The sequence below is a fragment of the Altericroceibacterium endophyticum genome (assembly GCF_009827595.1).
Classification (GTDB): domain Bacteria; phylum Pseudomonadota; class Alphaproteobacteria; order Sphingomonadales; family Sphingomonadaceae; genus Altericroceibacterium; species Altericroceibacterium endophyticum.
In genome coordinates this window covers 481,395-500,553 of record NZ_WTYT01000002.1, presented here as the reverse complement: position 1 = coordinate 500,553, position 19,159 = coordinate 481,395, and the positions used below count along the sequence as shown (strand labels likewise).

18 protein-coding genes are annotated in these 19,159 nt (G+C 61.0%); 13 read left to right on the top strand and 5 right to left on the bottom strand.

Going from position 1 to position 19,159, the window contains the following annotated elements:
* Positions 1-64: 64 nt before the first annotated feature.
* The gene (locus tag GRI91_RS06325; RefSeq protein WP_160735765.1) at positions 65-1,300 is read left to right on the top strand and encodes a tyrosine-type recombinase/integrase; all 1,236 of its coding nucleotides are present in this window, start codon (positions 65-67) and stop codon (positions 1,298-1,300) included.
* On the opposite strand, the gene GRI91_RS06320 is transcribed toward GRI91_RS06325, so the two are convergent.
* Positions 1,292-1,504, bottom strand: a complete 213-nt coding sequence (locus tag GRI91_RS06320; RefSeq protein ID WP_160735764.1) for a helix-turn-helix transcriptional regulator — start codon at positions 1,502-1,504, stop codon at positions 1,292-1,294. The genes GRI91_RS06325 and GRI91_RS06320 overlap by 9 nt on opposite strands.
* 275 nt (positions 1,505-1,779) lie before the next feature.
* On the opposite strand from GRI91_RS06320, the gene GRI91_RS06315 reads away from it, so the two are divergent.
* From GRI91_RS06315 to GRI91_RS06300, 4 genes are all read left to right on the top strand, one after another.
* Positions 1,780-2,979, top strand: a complete 1,200-nt coding sequence (locus GRI91_RS06315) for a DUF932 domain-containing protein (RefSeq protein WP_160735763.1) — start codon at positions 1,780-1,782, stop codon at positions 2,977-2,979.
* 128 nt (positions 2,980-3,107) lie between these two features.
* A complete protein-coding gene (locus GRI91_RS06310; RefSeq protein WP_160735762.1) occupies positions 3,108-5,210 on the top strand; it encodes a ParB/RepB/Spo0J family partition protein in 2,103 nt (700 codons plus the stop codon).
* Positions 5,211-5,287: 77 nt separating this feature from the next.
* Positions 5,288-6,319, top strand: coding sequence for a DUF7146 domain-containing protein (locus GRI91_RS06305; RefSeq protein WP_160735761.1), 1,032 nt, complete (start codon positions 5,288-5,290; stop codon positions 6,317-6,319).
* Between the two features lie 294 nt (positions 6,320-6,613).
* On the top strand, positions 6,614-7,534 hold the full coding sequence (locus GRI91_RS06300) for a DUF2493 domain-containing protein (RefSeq protein ID WP_160735760.1): 921 nt from the start codon (positions 6,614-6,616) through the stop codon (positions 7,532-7,534).
* Between the two features lie 27 nt (positions 7,535-7,561).
* Here GRI91_RS06300 and hmuQ read toward each other — a convergent pair whose 3' ends face one another.
* Positions 7,562-7,873, bottom strand: a complete 312-nt coding sequence (gene hmuQ, locus GRI91_RS06295) for a heme-degrading protein HmuQ (RefSeq protein WP_160735759.1) — start codon at positions 7,871-7,873, stop codon at positions 7,562-7,564.
* Positions 7,874-8,136: 263 nt separating this feature from the next.
* Between hmuQ and GRI91_RS15870 the strand changes: the two genes are divergently transcribed.
* Complete coding sequence (locus GRI91_RS15870; RefSeq protein WP_202385481.1) at positions 8,137-8,295, top strand: hypothetical protein; 159 nt, start codon at positions 8,137-8,139, stop codon at positions 8,293-8,295.
* 203 nt (positions 8,296-8,498) lie between these two features.
* Here GRI91_RS15870 and GRI91_RS06290 read toward each other — a convergent pair whose 3' ends face one another.
* Together GRI91_RS06290 and GRI91_RS06285 are read right to left on the bottom strand one after the other, a co-directional pair.
* The gene (locus GRI91_RS06290) at positions 8,499-9,131 is read right to left on the bottom strand and encodes a tyrosine-type recombinase/integrase (protein ID WP_160735758.1); all 633 of its coding nucleotides are present in this window, start codon (positions 9,129-9,131) and stop codon (positions 8,499-8,501) included.
* Between the two features lie 237 nt (positions 9,132-9,368).
* The gene (locus tag GRI91_RS06285) at positions 9,369-10,535 is read right to left on the bottom strand and encodes an alpha/beta hydrolase family protein (protein WP_160735757.1); all 1,167 of its coding nucleotides are present in this window, start codon (positions 10,533-10,535) and stop codon (positions 9,369-9,371) included.
* 219 nt (positions 10,536-10,754) lie between these two features.
* On the opposite strand from GRI91_RS06285, the gene GRI91_RS06280 reads away from it, so the two are divergent.
* Together GRI91_RS06280 and GRI91_RS06275 are read left to right on the top strand one after the other, a co-directional pair.
* Positions 10,755-11,960: an FAD-dependent monooxygenase gene (locus GRI91_RS06280; RefSeq protein WP_160735756.1), complete on the top strand. Its 1,206-nt coding sequence runs from the start codon at positions 10,755-10,757 to the stop codon at positions 11,958-11,960.
* The gene (locus tag GRI91_RS06275) at positions 11,947-12,546 is read left to right on the top strand and encodes a TetR/AcrR family transcriptional regulator (RefSeq protein WP_160735755.1); all 600 of its coding nucleotides are present in this window, start codon (positions 11,947-11,949) and stop codon (positions 12,544-12,546) included. Before GRI91_RS06280 ends, GRI91_RS06275 begins: the two co-directional genes overlap by 14 nt.
* Positions 12,547-12,839: 293 nt before the next feature.
* Here the strand turns inward: GRI91_RS06275 and GRI91_RS06270 are convergent, their stop codons facing one another.
* Positions 12,840-13,691: a DMT family transporter gene (locus tag GRI91_RS06270; RefSeq protein WP_160735754.1), complete on the bottom strand. Its 852-nt coding sequence runs from the start codon at positions 13,689-13,691 to the stop codon at positions 12,840-12,842.
* Between the two features lie 495 nt (positions 13,692-14,186).
* Here GRI91_RS06270 and GRI91_RS06265 point away from each other — a divergent pair, with 495 nt between their 5' ends.
* The 5 genes from GRI91_RS06265 (at position 14,187) to GRI91_RS06245 (ending at position 19,088) form a co-directional block, all read left to right on the top strand.
* The gene (locus tag GRI91_RS06265; protein WP_160735753.1) at positions 14,187-16,028 is read left to right on the top strand and encodes an AAA family ATPase; all 1,842 of its coding nucleotides are present in this window, start codon (positions 14,187-14,189) and stop codon (positions 16,026-16,028) included.
* 347 nt (positions 16,029-16,375) lie between these two features.
* Complete coding sequence (locus GRI91_RS06260; protein ID WP_160735752.1) at positions 16,376-16,777, top strand: hypothetical protein; 402 nt, start codon at positions 16,376-16,378, stop codon at positions 16,775-16,777.
* A gap of 1 nt (position 16,778) precedes the next feature.
* Complete coding sequence (locus GRI91_RS06255) at positions 16,779-17,435, top strand: hypothetical protein (protein WP_237437692.1); 657 nt, start codon at positions 16,779-16,781, stop codon at positions 17,433-17,435.
* 206 nt (positions 17,436-17,641) lie between these two features.
* Positions 17,642-18,331: a GIY-YIG nuclease family protein gene (locus tag GRI91_RS06250; protein ID WP_160735750.1), complete on the top strand. Its 690-nt coding sequence runs from the start codon at positions 17,642-17,644 to the stop codon at positions 18,329-18,331.
* Between the two features lie 109 nt (positions 18,332-18,440).
* Positions 18,441-19,088, top strand: a complete 648-nt coding sequence (locus GRI91_RS06245; RefSeq protein WP_160735749.1) for an AbiU2 domain-containing protein — start codon at positions 18,441-18,443, stop codon at positions 19,086-19,088.
* The last annotated feature ends 71 nt before the right edge of the window (positions 19,089-19,159 follow it).

Here is a 19,159-nt window from a genome sequence, read left to right as displayed (position 1 = left end):
CACATACCATCAACTTGATGGTATTTCTGATGGTATCGGCGAGGGTCGATGAGGAGATACCATCATGGCGCTGTCAGCGGTTGCGATCAAAGCTGCAAAGAGTCGTGACAAGCCGTACAAGCTTGCCGACCGAGACGGACTTTATCTGGAAGTCTCTCCGACAGGTGCCCGCAGTTGGCGGATGAACTACCGCTACCTCGGCAAGCAGAAGACGCTCACGTTTGGAAGGTGGCCTGCGGTCGGCCTCGCCGACGCGCGCAAGAAGTGCGACGCGGCGCGCGAGGTGCTCGCCCGTGGAGACGATCCTGGCGAGCAGGTGAAGCTTGAGCGCATTGCCGCAAGTGTTGCTTCCGCCAGCAGCTTCGAGGCTGTGGCCGAGGAATATATCGCAAAAATCGAGAAAGAAGGCCGCTCCCCAGTCACCATGAAGAAGAAGCGGTGGCTGATCGGCTTTATCGACAAGTCCATCGGCAAGCGGCCGATCAGCGCGATTTCGGCCCCGGAGCTGCTGCTCACCCTTCGCAAGATGGAAAAGAAGGGGAAGTACGAGACGGCGAGACGGCTCCGCAGCACCTGCAGCCAGATCTTCCGATATGCAATCGCCACGGGACGCGCAGAACGTGACGTGACCGTTGATCTCAGAGGAGCGCTGATCGTGCCGAAAGCGGTCCATCGACCGGCGATCACCGATGCGTCTGAAGTCGGCGGCTTGCTCCGCGCCATCGAATCGTTCGATGGGCACCCCACCACACAGATTGCACTCAGGCTGGTCCCGCACGTCTTCGTCCGGCCGGGAGAGCTGCGCCACGCCGAATGGGCTGAGTTCGACTTGGACGCGAACGTCTGGACGATCCCGACGGAGAAAACGAAAATGCGCCGGCCGCATGCCATCCCGCTGTCGCGTCAGGCGCTCGAAATCCTCGCTTCGATTGAGCACGACGCAGACTACAGTCGCTACTTGTTTCCCTCGCTGCGCTCGGTTCAACGACCAATGTCGGAGAACACCGTCAACGCCGCCCTCCGGCGCATGGGTTACGCCCAGGAGGAGATGACTGGCCACGGCTTTCGCGCAATGGCGGCGACGCTCCTCAACGAGATGGGCCTTTGGAACCCCGATGCTATTGAGCGGCAACTCGCGCATCAGGACAGCAATGCCGTTCGTCGCGCCTACGCGCGCGGAGAGTTTTGGGAAGAGCGTGTCCGCATGATGCAGCACTGGTCCGATTATCTCGATCAACTGCGCGATGGAGCGAAGGTCTTGAAAGGTGACTTCGGTCAGCGAGCGACGAATTCAAGCTAGTCCATCAAGCTCGTCAGCATCATAACCCATCGGGTCGGCGATCCAGCGTTCTACCGCGGATTCGCGCCACCCTGTTCCGCGCGCGCTGATCGGGATTTGGCGAGGGAACGAGCCTTCATCGATTTTACGGTATAGCGTCGAACGAGAAAGACCGGTCCGGTCGAGGACGGTCTTGAGGCGAATAATTCGGTCGGTTTTCGACATGGGATGTCCTTCCGTCTCCTGCGAGTTGGCGGCGCTCCCTGAGCCAAAATGAGAAGATCGTGCGCCCCGCGCAATCGGCAAATCACTCCCATCATGGCCACGTCAGGGCGTGGCGGCAGATACTGATCGTCGGCGGTCCCTTGCGGTGCGCGTCGCCTCGGCGGAGCTGGCGCCCCGTTTTGCGAGATTTTGAGAGTAAGAGGTCGGCGGCTGTCGCCGTGACGGTTCGAGCGTCGGGAGAGAGGCTCTCGGCCGGACCGTCGCGGAGATATGTCATGACGCAAGTTCAAGTTCTCGACGGGGGCCCCGACCGAAGCGGCGGCTACAAGGTGGATGTCGGTCGCGGCCAGCGGATCGGGCGGGTCTCGTCCGAATGGTTCAGCCGCCCAGCGGACCAGCGCTATCTGTCGCTGACCGAGTTAATGGCGGCGGTGAAGGGCCGCGCCGAACGGAGCCGGACACGCACGGTGGAAAGCGCAGCGATACGGGTCGAAGCCCACCGCGAGGATCCCGAGCGGCTCGCGCTGGCCCTGCCCGATGCGGACAAGCCGTTGGCGCCCACCCATTGGAGCTTTGGCCAGCTTGCAAGTCTGGTCGGCGCACCGGCGGCCTATATGCGCCAGCTTCCCGCGCCGCTCGCGGCGATTAATCTGCAATATGGCCTCACCAGTCACCGCGCTGAGCAGGTCAAGACGCTGGAGACCGACGATGGGCGCACCGAGCTGCGCGCTGTCACCGGACCCGACTATGGTCGCATCTACGATCATGAGCTGGTCGCCGCCGTGCAGCGCATCGCCGGCAACGGCACGGGCGATACGCGTTGGAAAGTGCCGGGCGTGCTCGACTGGTCGACCGGCGTTCACAATCCGATGGTCGACATCACGTCCGATACGACCACGCTCTATGCCTCCGACCGCGATGTCTTCCTGTTCCTGGTCGATGACATGAACCCCATCGAGGCGGGTAAGCTGCCCGACGGATCGCCCGACCTGTTCTTTCGCGGCTTCTACTGCTGGAACAGCGAGGTCGGCGCGAAGACGCTCGGCATTGCCAGCTTCTACCTGCGCGCGGTCTGCCAGAACCGCAATCTCTGGGGCGTCGAGGATTTCCAAGAGATCAGCATTCGGCATTCCAAATATGCCGCCAATCGCTTCGCGCACGAGGCGGCACCGGCGCTGACCCGGTTCGCCGACAGTTCGCCCCAGCCGTTTTTGAACGGCATCCGCGCGGCCCGCCAACGCATTGTTGCCCGCAGTGACGACGATCGGACCGAGTTCTTGCGCAAGCGCGGCTTCGGCAAGGCGGAGACGGCGAAAATTGTCGAAACTGTCCTGGCCGAGGAAGGCCGACCGCCTGAGTCCGTGTTCGACTTCGTACAGGGCATCACCGCCTATGCACGGGGCAAGACGCAGCAGGACGCGCGGCTCGATCTCGAGACTCGCGCCAAGAAGCTGCTCGACCGGGTCGCAGCGTAGCGCCCCTCCTCAGCGTCATTCCCGTACGCGGCGTCGCTCTCTTCAGAGGAAGAGGGCGGCGCTGCGCTTCGTGACGGGTCGGGAGGTCGGGAGAGAGGCTCCCGGCCGGCCCGTCATGGAGAAGACCCATGACCAAGTCAGTCAAGACCATCGCGCTCAGCCCCTCGAGGGACATTCCGTTCGACAAGCTGTTGCTGAGCCAGGCCAATGTCCGCCACGTTAAGGTGGGCGTCTCGATCGAGGAACTCGCCGAGGACATCGCCCGGCGCACGCTGCTTGCGAGCATCACCGTGCGCGCCGTCACCGACGCCGACGGCAAGGAGGCCGGCATGTTCGAGGTGCCGGCGGGCGGGCGCCGCTACCGCGCGCTCGAATTGCTGGTGAAGCAGAAGCGGCTGCCGAGTAACGCGCCGGTGCCCTGCGTCCTGCGCGAGGGTGGCCATGCCGAGGAAGACAGTCTCGCCGAGAACATCCAGCGCGCGCCACTCCATCCGCTCGACCAGTTCCGCGCCTTCCAGGCATTGCGCGAGAAGGGCATGAGCGAGGAGGAAATCGCGGCCGCGTTCTTCGTCTCGGTCAATGTCGTCAAGCAGCGGCTCAAGCTCGCCAGCGTCGGCGAAGCCTTGCTCGACGCCTTCGCCGCTGACGAGATGACGCTCGATCAGCTGATGGCGTTCACGGTCAATCCCGATCATGAGCGGCAGGCCCAGGTCTGGGAAGCGGTGCGCGGCAGCTACAACGACCAGCCCTACCAGATCCGGCGCATGCTCACCGAACATTCGGTGCGGGCGTCGGACAAGCGCGCGCAGTTCATCGGCATCGATGCCTATGTCGAAGCTGGCGGCGCGGTCATGCGCGACCTGTTCGAAAGCGACGATGGTGGTTGGCTCGAGGATGTCGGCCTCGTCGAGATGCTCCTTACCGAAAAACTGAACGAGGAAGCCGAAGCCATTCGCGCGGAAGGCTGGAAGTGGATCGAGGTCGGTCTCGATTTTCCCTATGGCCACACCTACGGGCTGCGCCGCATCTCGGGCGAGCAGCCAGAGCTGACCGAGGAGGAGCAGGCGACGCGAGATGCGCTCCAGGCCGAGCTCGACCAGCTCGAAGCCGAATATGCCGATGCGCCCGAGCTGCCCGACGAGGTCGACGAGCGCTTAGGCGAGATCGAGACCGCCATTGATGCGATCGACGACCGGCCGGTGCGTTACGACGAGGATGACATTCCCCGCGCGGGCGTGTTCGTCAGCGTCGATCATGGTGGGCGGCTGCGGGTCGATCGCGGCTATGTACGGCCGGAGGATGAGGAGAAGGTCGAACCGGAGGATGATGACGCGGCCGAAGCCTCATCGCTTCCAACTGCATCCACGTCCGGCACATCGGACGCCGGCAGCACCGTGGACAGCGACGATGAGGACGACACGCTGCGTCCGATCCCCGACCGGCTCGTCACTGAGCTGACCGCGCATCGTACGGTCGCGCTCCGTCTGGCGGTCGGCGGCAGCTACGGCACGGCTTTCTGCGCTTGCCTTCATGCGCTCGCGCTCAAGCTGTTCTACAGCTACGCGCCCGAAAGCTGTCTCGAACTCGATGCCAAATGCGTGTTTTTCGGCAGCCAGGCGCCGGGGCTCGGCGATACGCCTTATGCGACCGCGCTCACTGAACGGCACGAAGCGTTCGCGGGCGCGCTGCCGGACGACAGCGAGCAGCTGTGGGGTGCAATCGTCACCATGCCGATAAAGCTCAGGAACGCGCTGTTCGCGCACTGCGTCGCCATGACGGTCAATGCCACGGTCGAGACCTACAATCGCCGGCCACGCGCGCTTGCCCATGCCGAGCGTCTGGCCACCGACATCGATCTTGACCTGGTCGATGCCGGCTGGACGACCACTGCCGAGAACTATCTCGGCAAAGTCACCAAGGCGCGGATCGTCGCGGCGGTGCGCGAGGCGAAGGGCGACGAAGCCGCCGATGGCATCGAAGGCATGAAGAAGGATGCCCAGGCCGAACGCGCCGAAGAGCTGATCGCTGGCACCGGCTGGCTACCGGAGCCGCTGCGCACCGCGCCGGTCGATGCCGAGTCGGAGGATACCCGCAAGGAGACGGCCACCGACGCAGAAAGCGAAGCGCAATCGGCGAAAGAAGACGGCGCACGGTCCATGGCGGACGACGAGACGATCGACGACAATGAGCAAGTCGAGGGCGAGACCCCCATCGCTGTCGCCGCCGAGTAGGTTCCCGCTCCCCGGACCTGCTCACTTCGAGGGTCCGCCGATCCCCGGCGGACCCTCTTTCTGTCAAGGAGGATGCGATGCACCAGGCATCCGACCTCGCGCGGCGACTTGCGCGCAACGCCGAGAGCGTCTGCCGACATTACCTGCCAGAGAGTCACCGCCAAGGACGCTATTGGCTCGTCGGCGATGTCGAAGGCACGCCGGGCCGCAGCATGTTCGTGCGGTTGACTGGTCCGGAGAGCGGCAAGGGCGCGGCCGGCAAATGGACCGATGCGGCCACCGGCGAGCATGGCGACTTGCTCGACCTAATCGCCGCGAACAGGCGGCTCGGCTCGCTCGCCGAAACGCTCGAAGAGGCGCGGCACTTCCTGTCGCTGCCTGCTCCCGATCCTCGCCAAACCACGCAACGATCCTCGGCGCCCACCGGCTCGTCCGAGGCCGCGCGGCGGCTCTGGGCGATCTCGCGGTCGATCCATGGCACGCTCGCCGAGACCTATCTGCGGCGTCGCGGCATCGCAGACTTGAGAAACTGCGGCTGTCTGCGCTTCCATCCCAATTGCTGGTATCGCGCCGACCGGGACGATCTCCCCGGCACCCCCCACGCGTTCCCGGCGCTGATTGCAGCGGTGCGCGACAATGACGGCACGCTGACCGGTCTGCACCGCACGTGGCTCGATCCGTCCGGAACATCGAAAGCAAACATCGCGACCCCGCGCCGCGCAATGGGCGACCTGCTCGGTCATGGCGCGCGATTCAGGCCATCGGGCACAGCGATGATCGCCGGCGAAGGAATCGAGACGATGCTTTCGCTCCGACAGATCATGCCCACCATGTCGATGATCGCCGCCTCATCTGCCGCCCACCTCGCGGCGATCGAGTTCCCGTCCGTGCTGAGGCGTCTCTATATCGCTCGCGACAGCGACCCTGCCGGTCATGGTGCATACGATGACCTTGCATCACGCGCCTCTAAAGCCGGGATTGACGTGCTTCCGCTCGATGCCAGGCTCTGCGATTTCAACGACGATCTGAGGCAATTCGGGACGGAAGCCATGCGGGCCGATCTTCGCATCCAGCTCATGCCCGAGGACGCCGAACGCTTCATCGGTTGATGACCGGAAAGCAGAATGGGTAGCCGCGTGTTGGACGTGGCGGCTCCATTCCTCTCAAGAGCCACGCCCTAGCCTTCCAGAGCGGGCGAGAGAACCGGAGCCGGCCCGGTCCGGCAACGGCTGCGTGCGGCTTTCTTCCCCGCCGCTACGCGGCTCCTCGCGCAGCAAGAAAGCCGCGCTCCGCCGTCCTTCACTGGCGCTGCGGCCCTTCAGGTGTCGGCCCGTTCCGCCCCCGCTCTCTGTTCGCCCGTGAAGGCCGCGAGAGGCGTGGTCTTCGAAAACGGAGCAACCGCCATGACCGATCGCGAAGACCCGCACGACCAATCGCAAACCGCGCACATTCTCGACGAATTGCAGCTTTACGGCTTTCGGCGCTACCAGGAGGAACCCGATCCGCGACCGCTCCCCGACGGCGACCGTATTGCCGGAGCCATCGCCGACATCTTCGATGCGTTGGTCGGGACGCTGGCTGAAACCCGGCTCGAGCCCGATCTCGACGACCTGCTCTGGTCCTCCGTCAACCTGTTCCACCGTTCCGCCGAACGCGTCGAGCGCGAGCTCGACGACAACGAACAGGCACAACGCCGCTCACAGCGCGAGCAGGACGGGTCCGAGGTCGCCTCGGTCGAACTGGAGAACCTGCTGGCGCAGGGACTGACGCTGATTGAACGGCGCGACACGCACGAACTGATGCGCGACATCGCTTGCGATCTCTACCGCACGCACACCGGATCGGCCTGGCGCCCGCGCCACGGCAGCCTCGTCAACCGCCGCGCGCTGACCGCAGCGGTCATTGACAGCCGCGACTTCATTGCCGCCCGCCGCCGTGCCGAAACCGCAGTGACGGTGCCTCCCGGCACCAAGATCGCATTCACCGGCGGCAAGGAGTGCAACGATACCGATGCGATCTTCTCCGCGCTGGACCGGGTGTATGCCAAGCATCCCGATATGGTGTTGCTCCACGGCGAGGCACCGTCCGGTGCCGAGCGCATTGCCGCGTGCTGGGCCGACAATCGCAAGGTGTGCCAGGTCGCGTTCAAGCCCGACTGGAACCGCCACGGCAAGGCGGCGCCGTTCCGGCGCAACGATACGATGCTGGAAGTGCTGCCGATTGGGGCCGTGGTGTTCCCCGGCACCGGTATCCAGGACAACCTCGCCGACAAGGCGCGGAAACTCGGTATCCCGCTATTCGACTTTCGAAAGGGCGCCGCGTGAGCGCCGCCTGCATTGCATGCTGTTTGGTCAGTCGCCGCCGAGCACGACCGTAAATCCTTCGAACTCGGGATGGCCGAGATAGAGCGCGCTGTTGTCGCCGGCCTGAGCATGCGCCTTGCGGAACGCGTCCGACCGGGTCCAGGCGCTGAACGCTTCTTCGGACCCCCACACGCTGTGCGAGGCATACAGCGTATGATCTTCGCGCTCGGGACCGCGCACCAGCTTGAAGTCCTTGAACCCCGGCACGCCGTCGAGATGGCTGTCGCGGTCCGACCAGACCTTTTCGAAGGCGGCTTCCTGACCCTTCACAATCTTGAACCTGTTCATGGCGATATACACGGTGTCATTCCTTTCTGGGGCGAACTGCTGATGTTGCCACGATGGAAAGCTGGCCTGCTCTCCGTATTATGCCGCGGGTACAGCCCCGCTCTCCTTGGCTTACTCCTAGCCTCTGCATGGCCTTGTGACGATCAACCCGCAGGGGGTCCGCTAAGCGAAGCTTGCGGCCTCCAGCTGCGCCTCCGGTGATCGCGGCCCCGCGACGGCCGCCCGTGCGCCTGTCGAGCGGGGGCGGTTCCCGCTCCGAACACAGGAGCAGGATCATGTCGCTTCCCATCGCCCAGAAATTCGCCTGGAGCCTCGCCCAAACGCTTATGACATGCGTGGTTCTGATCTATACCAGCGAAGGCTATTCGGTGCTGACCGAAGCCGATTACGACGGCGATCCCGGTCTGATCGTTCACGTCTACGATCCGTTCTGAAATCTTCAGCAACGGGGCCACCTGCGGACTGTCTGACTCAGAGCGACCGAATTGGCGAAGCTGACATTTAGGCGAACCATGGACTCTGACTGCAGTCGCGAACAAAGCAGACCTTCATTGAATCAGAACTGCGCCCCGATACCTGCCGGTCGTTCATCAGACAAAACCGGCTTCCCTGCGACCTCGGGAAGCCGGAGGTGGTGTCAAATTTCCGTTCGTTCGGATAATGTTAGGGCGTCATCCACGTCGACGCCGAGGTAGCGGACCGTGTTCTCAATGTTTGCATGACCCAGCAGGATCTGGATGGCGCGAAGATTGCCTGTTGCTTTGTAGATCAGTGCTGCCTTGGTCCGACGCATCGAGTGCGTGCCATATTCTCGTTTGTCGAGGCCAATTGTTGAAACCCATTCGTCGACAAGACGAGCATATTGCCGTGTGCTCAGATGGCCGAGATAGTCGATCCTGCTTGGGAATACGAAGTCGCGAATGGTCCCGCCGCGTCGATCGAGCCATATCTTCAGGCTCTTGCGCGCTTCCGTCATGATCTCGAACTGGACGGGTCGATCTGTCTTTTGTTGGATGACAGTCGCGCGATCCCGAAATGACCCTGCGCTCATCAGGTCGCCGATCCTGATTTTGACCAGATCGCAGCCTCGTAATTTGCTGTCGATGGCGAGATCAAACAGGGCCCGGTCACGCAGACGCTTGTGTTCGTCCAGATAGAAATGGATCGCCCAGATATCGCGAGGCTTCAGCGGGCGCTTGGGTCCAACGTTTATGCCTGCATTCCAAGGGCGTCGGTGATGTACGGCGGGGTCGAGGTCTGAATGTCCCATGATAGTTCTCCGATGGCCGAAATGGCCAGCGTGAGTATGGATTCATCATTCGCGTCCGCCGACGTGTTTCGCGCGACAGGTGTTGAGACCAGACTACAACTGCGTGAACTGCTCGCACGGCCACCTCAGCCGAATAACCGACTTATCCGGTAGCCAGAGCATCGCCGGCATTCGAAAGCGTCGCCTCGCCACATGCGTAGTGGCAGCGCATTTGCACTGCCACTACGCTTTCGCTGATTAGCGGTTTGCGGGCCTTGGAGCAGATGGTCCAAGACCAATCGAACAGAGCCAGTTCAACACGACCTCGTGCACCACATGCTTGTTATCGACCTGACAATGTTCGAGCCCTCCTAGACGCCGATCCTCGATCGCGACAAATGTCTTGTTGCTCGATCCGGCTTGCTCGTAGTTCGTTAGAGCCTGTTTCAGGGGATGCGGCTGCACCAGCTCTTCCTCGGCGCCGTGAACGACCAACAGCGGGCATTGGATCTGGTCCAGAACGCCTTCGAGGTCGTAGGCGAAACGGGGATCATTGGCGAAATCGTCGAGGCTCTTCGCGCCGAGAATGCGCAGGCCGTGTTGGGCAAGGCTCGGGGGCATCCATTTGAGCATCTCGCCCCAGTCGAATTTGTGCGTTCCCCCATCGGAGACGACTGCGGCAATGCGGTGATCGAACGACGCCAGGCGCAATGAATCATAGCCCGAAAAGCTCTCACCGAAGACGATGATCTTGTCTGGATCGACTTCGGGCCGCGTCAGCAGGAAGTCGATCGCCCGCGAATGGAACGCTTCGGTGTCGGCGCGCCGGGCCTTGCCCTTCTCATAAAGCGAAAGGCCGGTGCCCGGCTGGTCGTACACCAGGAAGTTGTACCCGCTAGCGATCATTGCCGGGCCAAGGTTGAAATAATTCTCGGTGGTCTGCTCGTCACCGCCGTTGAGAGCGAAGAAAGTTGGCTTCGGTTCTTCGATCCATGGTGGTGAGAAGAAATAGCCGTCCAGCTTGGCGCCCTCATAGTCGACGTGGATTTTCTCGGGAGGAACCTCGAAATATTTCGCAGCCGCGTCGAACAGCTCGGTGGTCTTGCGGATGAGGCGAACCTTTTCGGCATCGTCCCCGTGCACCATGAACTCTGCGCATCGATTGTAATTGCATGCTCGGCTGAACGCGCTGCGGGCGGACAGCCAGTTGCCGACCGCCTCTGCTTCGCGGCCATGCCTTTCCACTGCTTGCGCGGTAGCGAGCCACTCCCTGACCCATGTCGCGTCGTCGTTTGGATCGATGCGCTTGCAGGCCTCAAAAATTTCCGTGGTGTCGGCAAACCCGAGGGATGCGAGACCCAGAATTTTGGTGACCTGAAATGATTTGCCATAATTTTCGGGCCAACGGCTGAACTCGATTGTCATTGGTTCCGCTCCTTTGCGGGAAAGATGCAAGGTTTGGTCACGTGCGCCATCCACGCTGTCTGGGTTCCGGCATCGCGCTTTGAGCAAGGCGCGGCGCTGAAAACGACTCGGTGAGGAGCACACGCTCCAGAGCCCAATGAACACAAAATTGCGTCACAAGCAATATTGCGTAATACGCATTTTTGTGTTCTAGGCAGGGAGATTTTCTGGAGTAGCCCTGTGACAAAACCTACCGTTCTCATCTCCGGCGCAAGCATCGCTGGTCCTGCCACCGCCTGTTGGCTCGTTCGGGCGGGGTTCGCCGTCACCATCGTCGAGCAGGCGGTGGGGCTGCGCAGCGGTGGCAACGGCGTCGATATCCGTGCCGAGGCGCTGGCGGTCATCGAACGCATGGGGCTCAGCGCCAAGGTGTGCGAGAGAGCGGTGGAAACATGCGGGTTACGGTTCGTCGATACGGAAGATCGGGAGCGCGCCCGAGTTGGAACTGCGGGGCTGGAAGCCATGGTCGGCTCCGAGGATGTGGAAATCCTGCGCGGCGACCTGTGCGAATTACTCTACGACGCCACGCGCGACGATGTGCAGTATGTGTTCGGCGATTCAATTGCGTCGATCATGCAGGATAGCGACGGCGTTGACGTCACCTTCAAAAGCGGAAAGCAACAGCGTTTCGATCTGATCATCGGTGCCGACGGGCTGCATTCAGCGGTGCGCCGGATCGCATTCGGACCTGAGGCCGAATTCACCCAGTTCCGGCACCACTATTTTGCCGCGGTCAGCGCCGACCTGCCGGTCGGCGAGCACCACTGGACGACCTTCTGCAACGAACCCGGCCGATCTGCGGCAGTGTATCGCGCCGAGCCCGGCCATGGTCAGCTGACTTTCATGTTCTACAGCGCGCAGCCGCTGACCTATCATTACCGCGATCTGGCGGCGCAGCGGCGCCTTGTTCGGGAGGCATTCACACGCATGGACTGGCATGTGCCGGCGATGCTCAATGCGCTAGACGATGCCGAGACCTTCTATTTCGATTCGCTCACGCAGGTGCGGATGGAAAGCTGGGCGAAAGGGCGCGTCGTGCTGGTCGGCGATGCCGCCTATTGCGCTTCGCCCGCTTCCGGAGCGGGGGCGCTGCTTGCGCTAACCGGAGCCTACCGCCTCGCAGGCGAACTGGCTGCGGGCGGCATCGCGCCGACCGCGCTGGAGCGGTATGCCGCAGCGCAGCGCCCGATCGTGAAGCTTAAGCAATCCCAGCTCTTCACCGGCATCACCGTGCCCCGGACGAGAATCGGCATTGCTGCGCGCGACCTCTTCCTCGCCTCCCCCCTGACGGGCGTATTGTCGCGCTGGAAGTCCGACCGCTCGAAACCGTTGCACGAATATACATTTCCGGACGCGGCGTTATATCCGCGTCATGACCAGCGATAAGCCAAGCGAAGGCCTGCGTGATCGCAAGAAACGAGCGACGCGCGCACAACTGAGTGCAATCGCGCTGCGCCATGCGATCGAACGCGGCGTAGCGGGTGTGCGGGTGGAGGATATCGCCGCCGAAGCGAATGTCGCTCCGCGGACCTTCAACAATTACTTCCGAAGCAAAGAGGCGGCGATCGTCGGGACTGCCACGATCCGCGCGGATCGTTTCTGCGAGATCCTGCGCTCTCGGCCCGGTTCCGAACCGCTGAACGACGCACTTCGTGAAGCCGCGGTGGCGCTGTTCGAACAGGAGCCGGATCGCGAATGGATCGCCCGCGCACGATTGATCCGCGGCGAGCCGTCATTGCTGGCGGAGGCGCGCAAGTCCGACATCATGATTGAGCACAGCATCGCAGCCGAGATCGGCCGACGGACCGACACCGATCCCGCAACGAACCTGAGCCCACGACTCGCCGCAGCCACTACGGTGAGTGCTATTCATGCAGCAGTCCAGTTCTGGCTCGATGCTCCAAAGGAAGGTGCGCTGCGCGGTATGGTAGAGAGCGCTATGACGATGCTTCACATCAACTTCGACGAATGACGTTCGCGAGGCGAGTTATGGCGCGTTTTGGGCCGGGACGAGACAGGCAGCGATCAACGTGGCAACAAAGGAAAGCCGACACTCTGACGAAACCAACTGCGGGCCCGCAGCGCCTGAAAAGCGGTCATCTGCTTGCTCAGATGAGCAGTCGAAAGCTGCGCTCCGTTTCAGCCCTGGCTGGGTCCATGGGTAGGTTGCGCCAGTTTGGCTTTGGAGCGCGAAACACCCGAACCGTTGTGTCGAATATCTGCCAAGAGAGACGTGTAAAGCTGATGGCAAGCGCCACGTAGCTGTTAACTCGATCGTCCTAGGCGCGTCATGAGCATCCCTGCCAGGACCATCATGGAAGACACTACCTTTCCGAGACTCAGTTTTTCCCTCAGCACGAATACGCCGATCAGCAGAGCGAACACGATCGACGTTTCGCGAAGCGCTGTTACGAGTGCGATAGGCGCTTGCGTGAACGACCAGATTACCAGCGCATAGGCTGCATAGGATGCGCCGCCTCCAAGGATCATCAAACGCAGGCCTTCAACAGGCAGACGTTTCAAGGAAGAGGGGCGCGCGACGGCGGTGATAGCACAGAATGCCAGAGCATTTCCGATTGTGAGCCAGCCATAGTAACCTAGTGCCGTACCCGCTTGCCGGGCGCCCAGCCCGTCCACGAGGGAATACGATGCGATGAACCCGCCTGTGACGAGCGCAAGCACGGCCGCCTTCCGGTTGTGCAGCCCGTCGCTTTTTCCAGCCATGGCAATCGACATGATGCCCAAGCCAATCATAGCGATCGCTCCCAGCTCGATTGGCTGGAGGGTCAGCCCGAGAAAGATCACGGAGATGAGGGCGACAATCAACGGTGCGCTCCCTCGCGCAAGCGGATAGACCTGCGTGAGGTCCCCTGCACGGTAGGAGGCCATCAAGAAGAACTGATAGCCCAGGTGCAGGACAATTCCCGCAAGCAGCAGAGCGTAGCTGGAGGGATCGGGCGCGGGCACGAGGAAAAGCGTCGGTATCGCGAAGATCGCTTGCCCCACGACGACAGATGCAGTGCTGAGATACTTGTCCTTCCCACCTTTGACCATCGCATTCCAGACTGCGTGAAGACCGGCGGCAAGGACGACAGTGATGAATACAGCGACGCTCATGGCTGGAGCTATAAGCGTATGAAATACGCGATGCCAAGGATGGGGTGCGGCTTATCGGGTTGCTGGTTGAGATCAGTGGCTTTCGAGCCTCATCGGTCAGAAAGCAGATGACTTTGAAGTAGTTCGAAGCACTGGTCAGCACCCGCCTGAAGAGCTGTCATTCAACTGCTGAAAACAGCTCCCTGAAACCTGCCCTTCATTCATCCTAGCTTCGGCAAGTCCAAATGACGTGGCTTGGGACATTCCTGTCATTGCCAAGCGGCATGTCGGACGGCAGGTTTGGTTAGGAGCCGACTGCCGACGTTTTCCAGATATTCTCTTAAAACGACGGGGTTACAACGCTCGAAGATCACCCTCAGATCATAGGGGGCTTAGCCAGGTAAAGTAGATGTTCTGACCGCAGGGTTCTCTCGCTTGCCCTGATCATTGAAATCAGGGTAGGCAAAGAAAAACTGCCGGATTGCTGGGCTCCCCAATCTACGGATTGTCGATGACATGATCGAATCGCTGACGATGCCGGCCACCGCCGGGATAAACCCTATCCTTTTTCCAAAGCCAGCTCCCGGAAACCAAGGCACTGTGACCGTCCTATGCGGTCCGAATGGAGGCGGAAAAAGTTTCATCCTCAAGACTTTGGTCAGCCTGCTAAACGACGATGACGAGGACAATACCCTGCCCGCGCGCGGGTGGGTTTTGCACAAAACGGGAGAGGCCGCGAACTTCTACCGTGCTCGGCACCATGCCACCACCATGCGGTCAGCCGGTATACTCGGACGGACGCGCGCAGGTTCTACGATTAAGGAGACTCAGCCTGAAAAATACGCCCGTCTGATTATTTTCGGCGCCCTGCTTGCGTCGCTCCCACAACTACCAAAGTTCGATCGGCATCGGTGGATGGTCGAGCCGATTTACCGGCAACGGCAGATCGGTGCGGTCGGCGCAGTCGACGAGGAGCAGGGCTACTGGTTCGGTATGGGAGCCCCCTCCTTCGTCTCGACGTTTAACAGCGCCGTACAGGGGCGTCTCGGGCTTCGCGTTGTCAAGGATGGTCTAGAGCTTGTGCTGTCGCAGGGAGAGGGTGCAAGTTCCCCTTATCCAAACTGGAGCGACGGTCAGAAATCTCTGTTTACAATTCTCGCCGTCACAGAGATGCTTAGGCCCGAGGTGTTCGTCTTCGACGAGATCGAGAACTTCCTTCATCCAGCCTTGGTCTCCGTTCTCGTCCAACATCTCAAGCAGCATTGTCGACAGACAATCCTGTCCACTCATCACCCCCATCTCGTTTTTGGTACGATTATCGACACGGTCTATTACGTCGAACGGTCGGAGAGGCCCGGTGACCTGCCACAACGCCTTCTGAAGTATCATTCCCAGCCCGCCGTGCAGCGACGGATCTCGTTGCTGAGCGACGATCGATCGAAGCTTGCCAGTCTCTACAGGCTCTTCGACGTCAAGGATGCCGCCCTGCTGGCGACGGGGGCCATGGTGCTCGATGCCCTCGACCTTGAGGTGCATGCTGCACTTAGCGGACACTTCGAGTGCGGGGCCGTAGGCGCCAAAAGCAGCGTCTATGTGGACCGCCAGAGCGAGCAGATAGGTCAGCTGATCCGATCTTTTTCCCCCACGCCCAACGTGGTATTAGACTGGGGCGCCGGGATAGGCCGCTCCCTTGCCGAACTTGCGAAACGCGTATCCGTGGTTCCGACGGATCATCACTCATGGATTCTGTACGACCCCGATCCCGCCAATGAGGCGCCACTAGCGCGCCTCGCCGCAGCGCACGATACCGTCAGCGTAGTGCACGACAGGTCCAGCCTGACCGGGATCGAGGCCGGTGTTTTCCTCCTCACCAATGTCCTGCACGTCCTCGATCCGAGCGCCTGGTGCGAGGCGATAGAAGACGGCTGGAACGCGATCCGCCATAGCGGCCGCGGGATCATTCTGATCACCGAAATCTATCCGCTGCTGGCGGCCGAGAGCAGAGCCATCCCCATTCCACCGAACTGGGTAGTGGGCCTGTTCAGAGAACTCGGCTTCAAAGCAACCATCCGGCATTTCTCAAGCCACGGTACCGAGAGCTACTGCGTCGCAGTGAGCCAGCCGCCGAGTTTCCTGTACTCGCGCGACGCCATCCTCAACATTGTCGTCGCTCATTGGGAGGCGCTGAAGACCCAGTTAATTGGAGAGTATGAAGGGATGGGGCACAAGCTTTCAATGGGAGACCATCAGCGCCTCCTCAACTCAGCATTTGGGCTTGCTCGCATCACCTCTTGCCTTCGTGCAATTGAGAGTTCGACAGACCGATCATCCGGAAAGTCGGTGCCGACCGCTATATAAGGAATCTTTCGGGCGTGAGCTGAACCGCACGGAACGTCCTGAACGGGACGTTATCGGCCGCTGTCAGACTTACAAACGGCCGAACCCGGCGTGAACGGACATTCCCGCCATTGCATCGAACGACCGGCATTGGGTCGGCAGCCGCCAACATAGCGGCCGTTCGAGGGAAACAAGCAGTCACCTGATTCCTGCCTTTCGTTCACATTCTCTGGCAGCGACAGCTTCACGTCGTAAAAACCAGTTATTGAAGACCTATTGCAGCGACCATAGAAGTTGCCGCCTCACCACGCTTCGAACTGCGGTATGCATTGTTCCTTGAGCGGTGATTTTGACGTTCGGGGGCTGTCATGGACGAAGAGGAAGTAGAGGGGCTGATCGCTGAGCTGCGCGCGATGTTACGGGGTATGGGTTTCGACTGGGCCGCTGAGCAGGCCGAAGGGGGAATTCATCCTGCCACCGCAAGCCGAGCAGTGGCACGTGCGTTAATCGACGCCGCCGAGGCAGTGACGGTCGATCTGGCGCAGGCGGAGCTCGCTACCATGCAACTGCTCAAGGTCGATGAGATCGTCTTCATGCCGGACCCCGACGCCGATGGTGATGCTCGCGACTTAGTGGAGACCAAGCAAAGTATCGGCCTCGACCAGAACGACCGGGTGCGCGGCCAGCAGCGACGCTCGGCGCTCGACATCGTGTCCGGATACGCGCCGACGTTCGCGGCCCTGAGGGGGCGCCTCGATGGCCTTGTCTAGCATGCTGTCGACGATTCAGGCGGCGCTCTCCACCGCCGCCACGCTCGGCTACAACGGGGCAAGCGCCGCGCATGACGTCTACGAGGGGTACGTGCTGGCGCTTTTCGTCCAGGCTGCGTCTGCGGATCACTGGACCACCGAACTGCGCGACCGGTCGGACAACCCCACGACGTACGCGGTCTTCCGCCTAGCGCCGGGACGGTTACCCTCCGGCAACTTCACGCACGTCCGGCTCACGAAGCCAGGCAAGGTCGACCTAGAGGCGCACATTGGCGTCAAGGTTCGAGGCGCCTCCTCCATCGCGCATGAGTTCGACCTCCTGTTGCTTACCGCTTCTGTCGCCGCAGCCTGTCGCCGGGCCAATCAAGACCCCTCTTACGCCGATGTAGTAGCTCACGCGGAGGCTAAGTATTATGGCGGTAATCTCTCGCTACCAATTGGCCGCGCCGTAGTGGGATTGGCTACCGATTGTGGGATGACCGCACCGCTCCATTCAAACGGGCGCTCGGTTTTGGTTACCAATCAGAACGGTTCGACGGTGGAGGCCCTGATCCGGCACTACGGAGTGACGTTCAGGTTCCTGATAAAGCCTTCCAACAGCTTTGGCATCTACCACTTGGTTCAGCGCTTCCGAGCCATGCTGAATTCGGCGCCCTAATTACTCGGCTCCCTGCAGATACCGGTCTTCGATTCGGCAGGCTGCGCGAATGACCGATTAATCATCGTTTAGAGACTACACAGCGGGAGCGGATCTATTAGTGTTCAGAGACCCTGGCAATTCGAGGGACCTGGTCGCTCGAATGATGGATCTGAGTTGGGACAGCACTTTGGATGCCTGATGTGTTCGTAGGAGACGCTTTCGAAATGAACGGTGACGATCTTCTCAAGGAATTTGAACGGCGCATCATGAGAGCGAAGGGAACCAAGTCGGTCACGGACACGGTCCTCGCAAGGGCGATCGGTGTTACCCAACCACAATTGGGCAACTATCGCGGCAAGGAACTCACCCCCCGCCAAGTCGTCAACTTGGTCGAGAAATACGCGAAGGCGTCAGAGAACAGGCTGGTAGCGGAAACCGTAGTTCCGATTGTCGAGTTCTTGCAAGTCGACCGCACGGAATCTCGCAGAGGCGCACGTTGGGAGCTGTTCCAGAGTGCGGACGAGCAAGGCAACGAACACCCTTATCTTACCGGTCTGCGAGCGGCGCTGGAAGACAAGCACGGGATTTACGTGTTCCATGATAGTCGCGGCCGCGCGATCTACGCTGGGAAAGCCCAGCGACTTTCGCTCTGGACGGAAATGAACAACGCCTTCAACCGAGACCGGGGGGAAGTTCAAAGCATCAAGCGTGTCTCACACCCCCAGAACCGGGTCGAGTATCGCGAGCCAATGGAGCAAAAGCGTCAGATCGCGAAGCAGCCGATCGCACTTCATGATGTTGCCAGCTATTGTAGCGCGTACGAGGTTCCGGACCAGCTAATCGGGAAATTCGAAGCTTTGATCGTGCGAGCGTTCGCAAATGACCTATTGAATGTTCGGATGGAGCATTTTTGAATCCGGATTCCGCCAACATAGCTGACATTCACGGGGTAGATTCTGCTTTCCCCAAGCCGCCGTCTGTTCATCTGTGAAAAGCGCTCACTGGCGGGCGATAGGAGAGACCGTGAAAGCCCAAATTCAGGCGAACTATGAAGAGCGGCTTGCCCGCTATGTCACGCTTATCCAAGGCACGGAGCCGCCGGGCCTCGTGCCCAAGCTGGCAATCTATCGCGAGCTTCTCCGACAGCACCGCATGCATGGGGACCGACTCTGGAAGATCGAACCGGTCCTCCATCCCCTGATCTTCGCAGTTGAAACCGATCTGTATCTTGCAACGGCGCGACTGCTGGAGGAACCGCGCCGAGCAGAGGGCAGCTTGTTCGCGTTCCTTGACTTTTGCATGAAGAACCAAGCGAACATCACGTGGAAATCCGGGCAGCAACCGGTCGAGGTCCTGGAGAAACAATTCAATGAGTTGGAATCGCGGCGCAACACGATCAATGCAATCATGGGACGCCGCGACAAGTTTTTTGCTCATCTCGACAAGCGCTATTTTAAGGAGCCGGCGCGTATCTACGTCGACTATTCGCTCGAAGCGGACGACGTTATCGCACTGGTGAACGCCGTGATCGGGGTGATCGCCGAGCACCAGTGGAAGCTGAAGGAGAGCGCCGCCATCAGTGTCGCTGAATTCTACACGATTGGCGTTGACAACATGGTGCGCAATCTGGAGGCTGGCCGCCGCAAGAACTTCCCTGGGCAGCTAGACTGACCTATCGGCCGGCGTTCAGGCCCGGGGGCTGGCTCCCCAAAAAGGCGGATGCTAATTCAGGTGATGCCAGG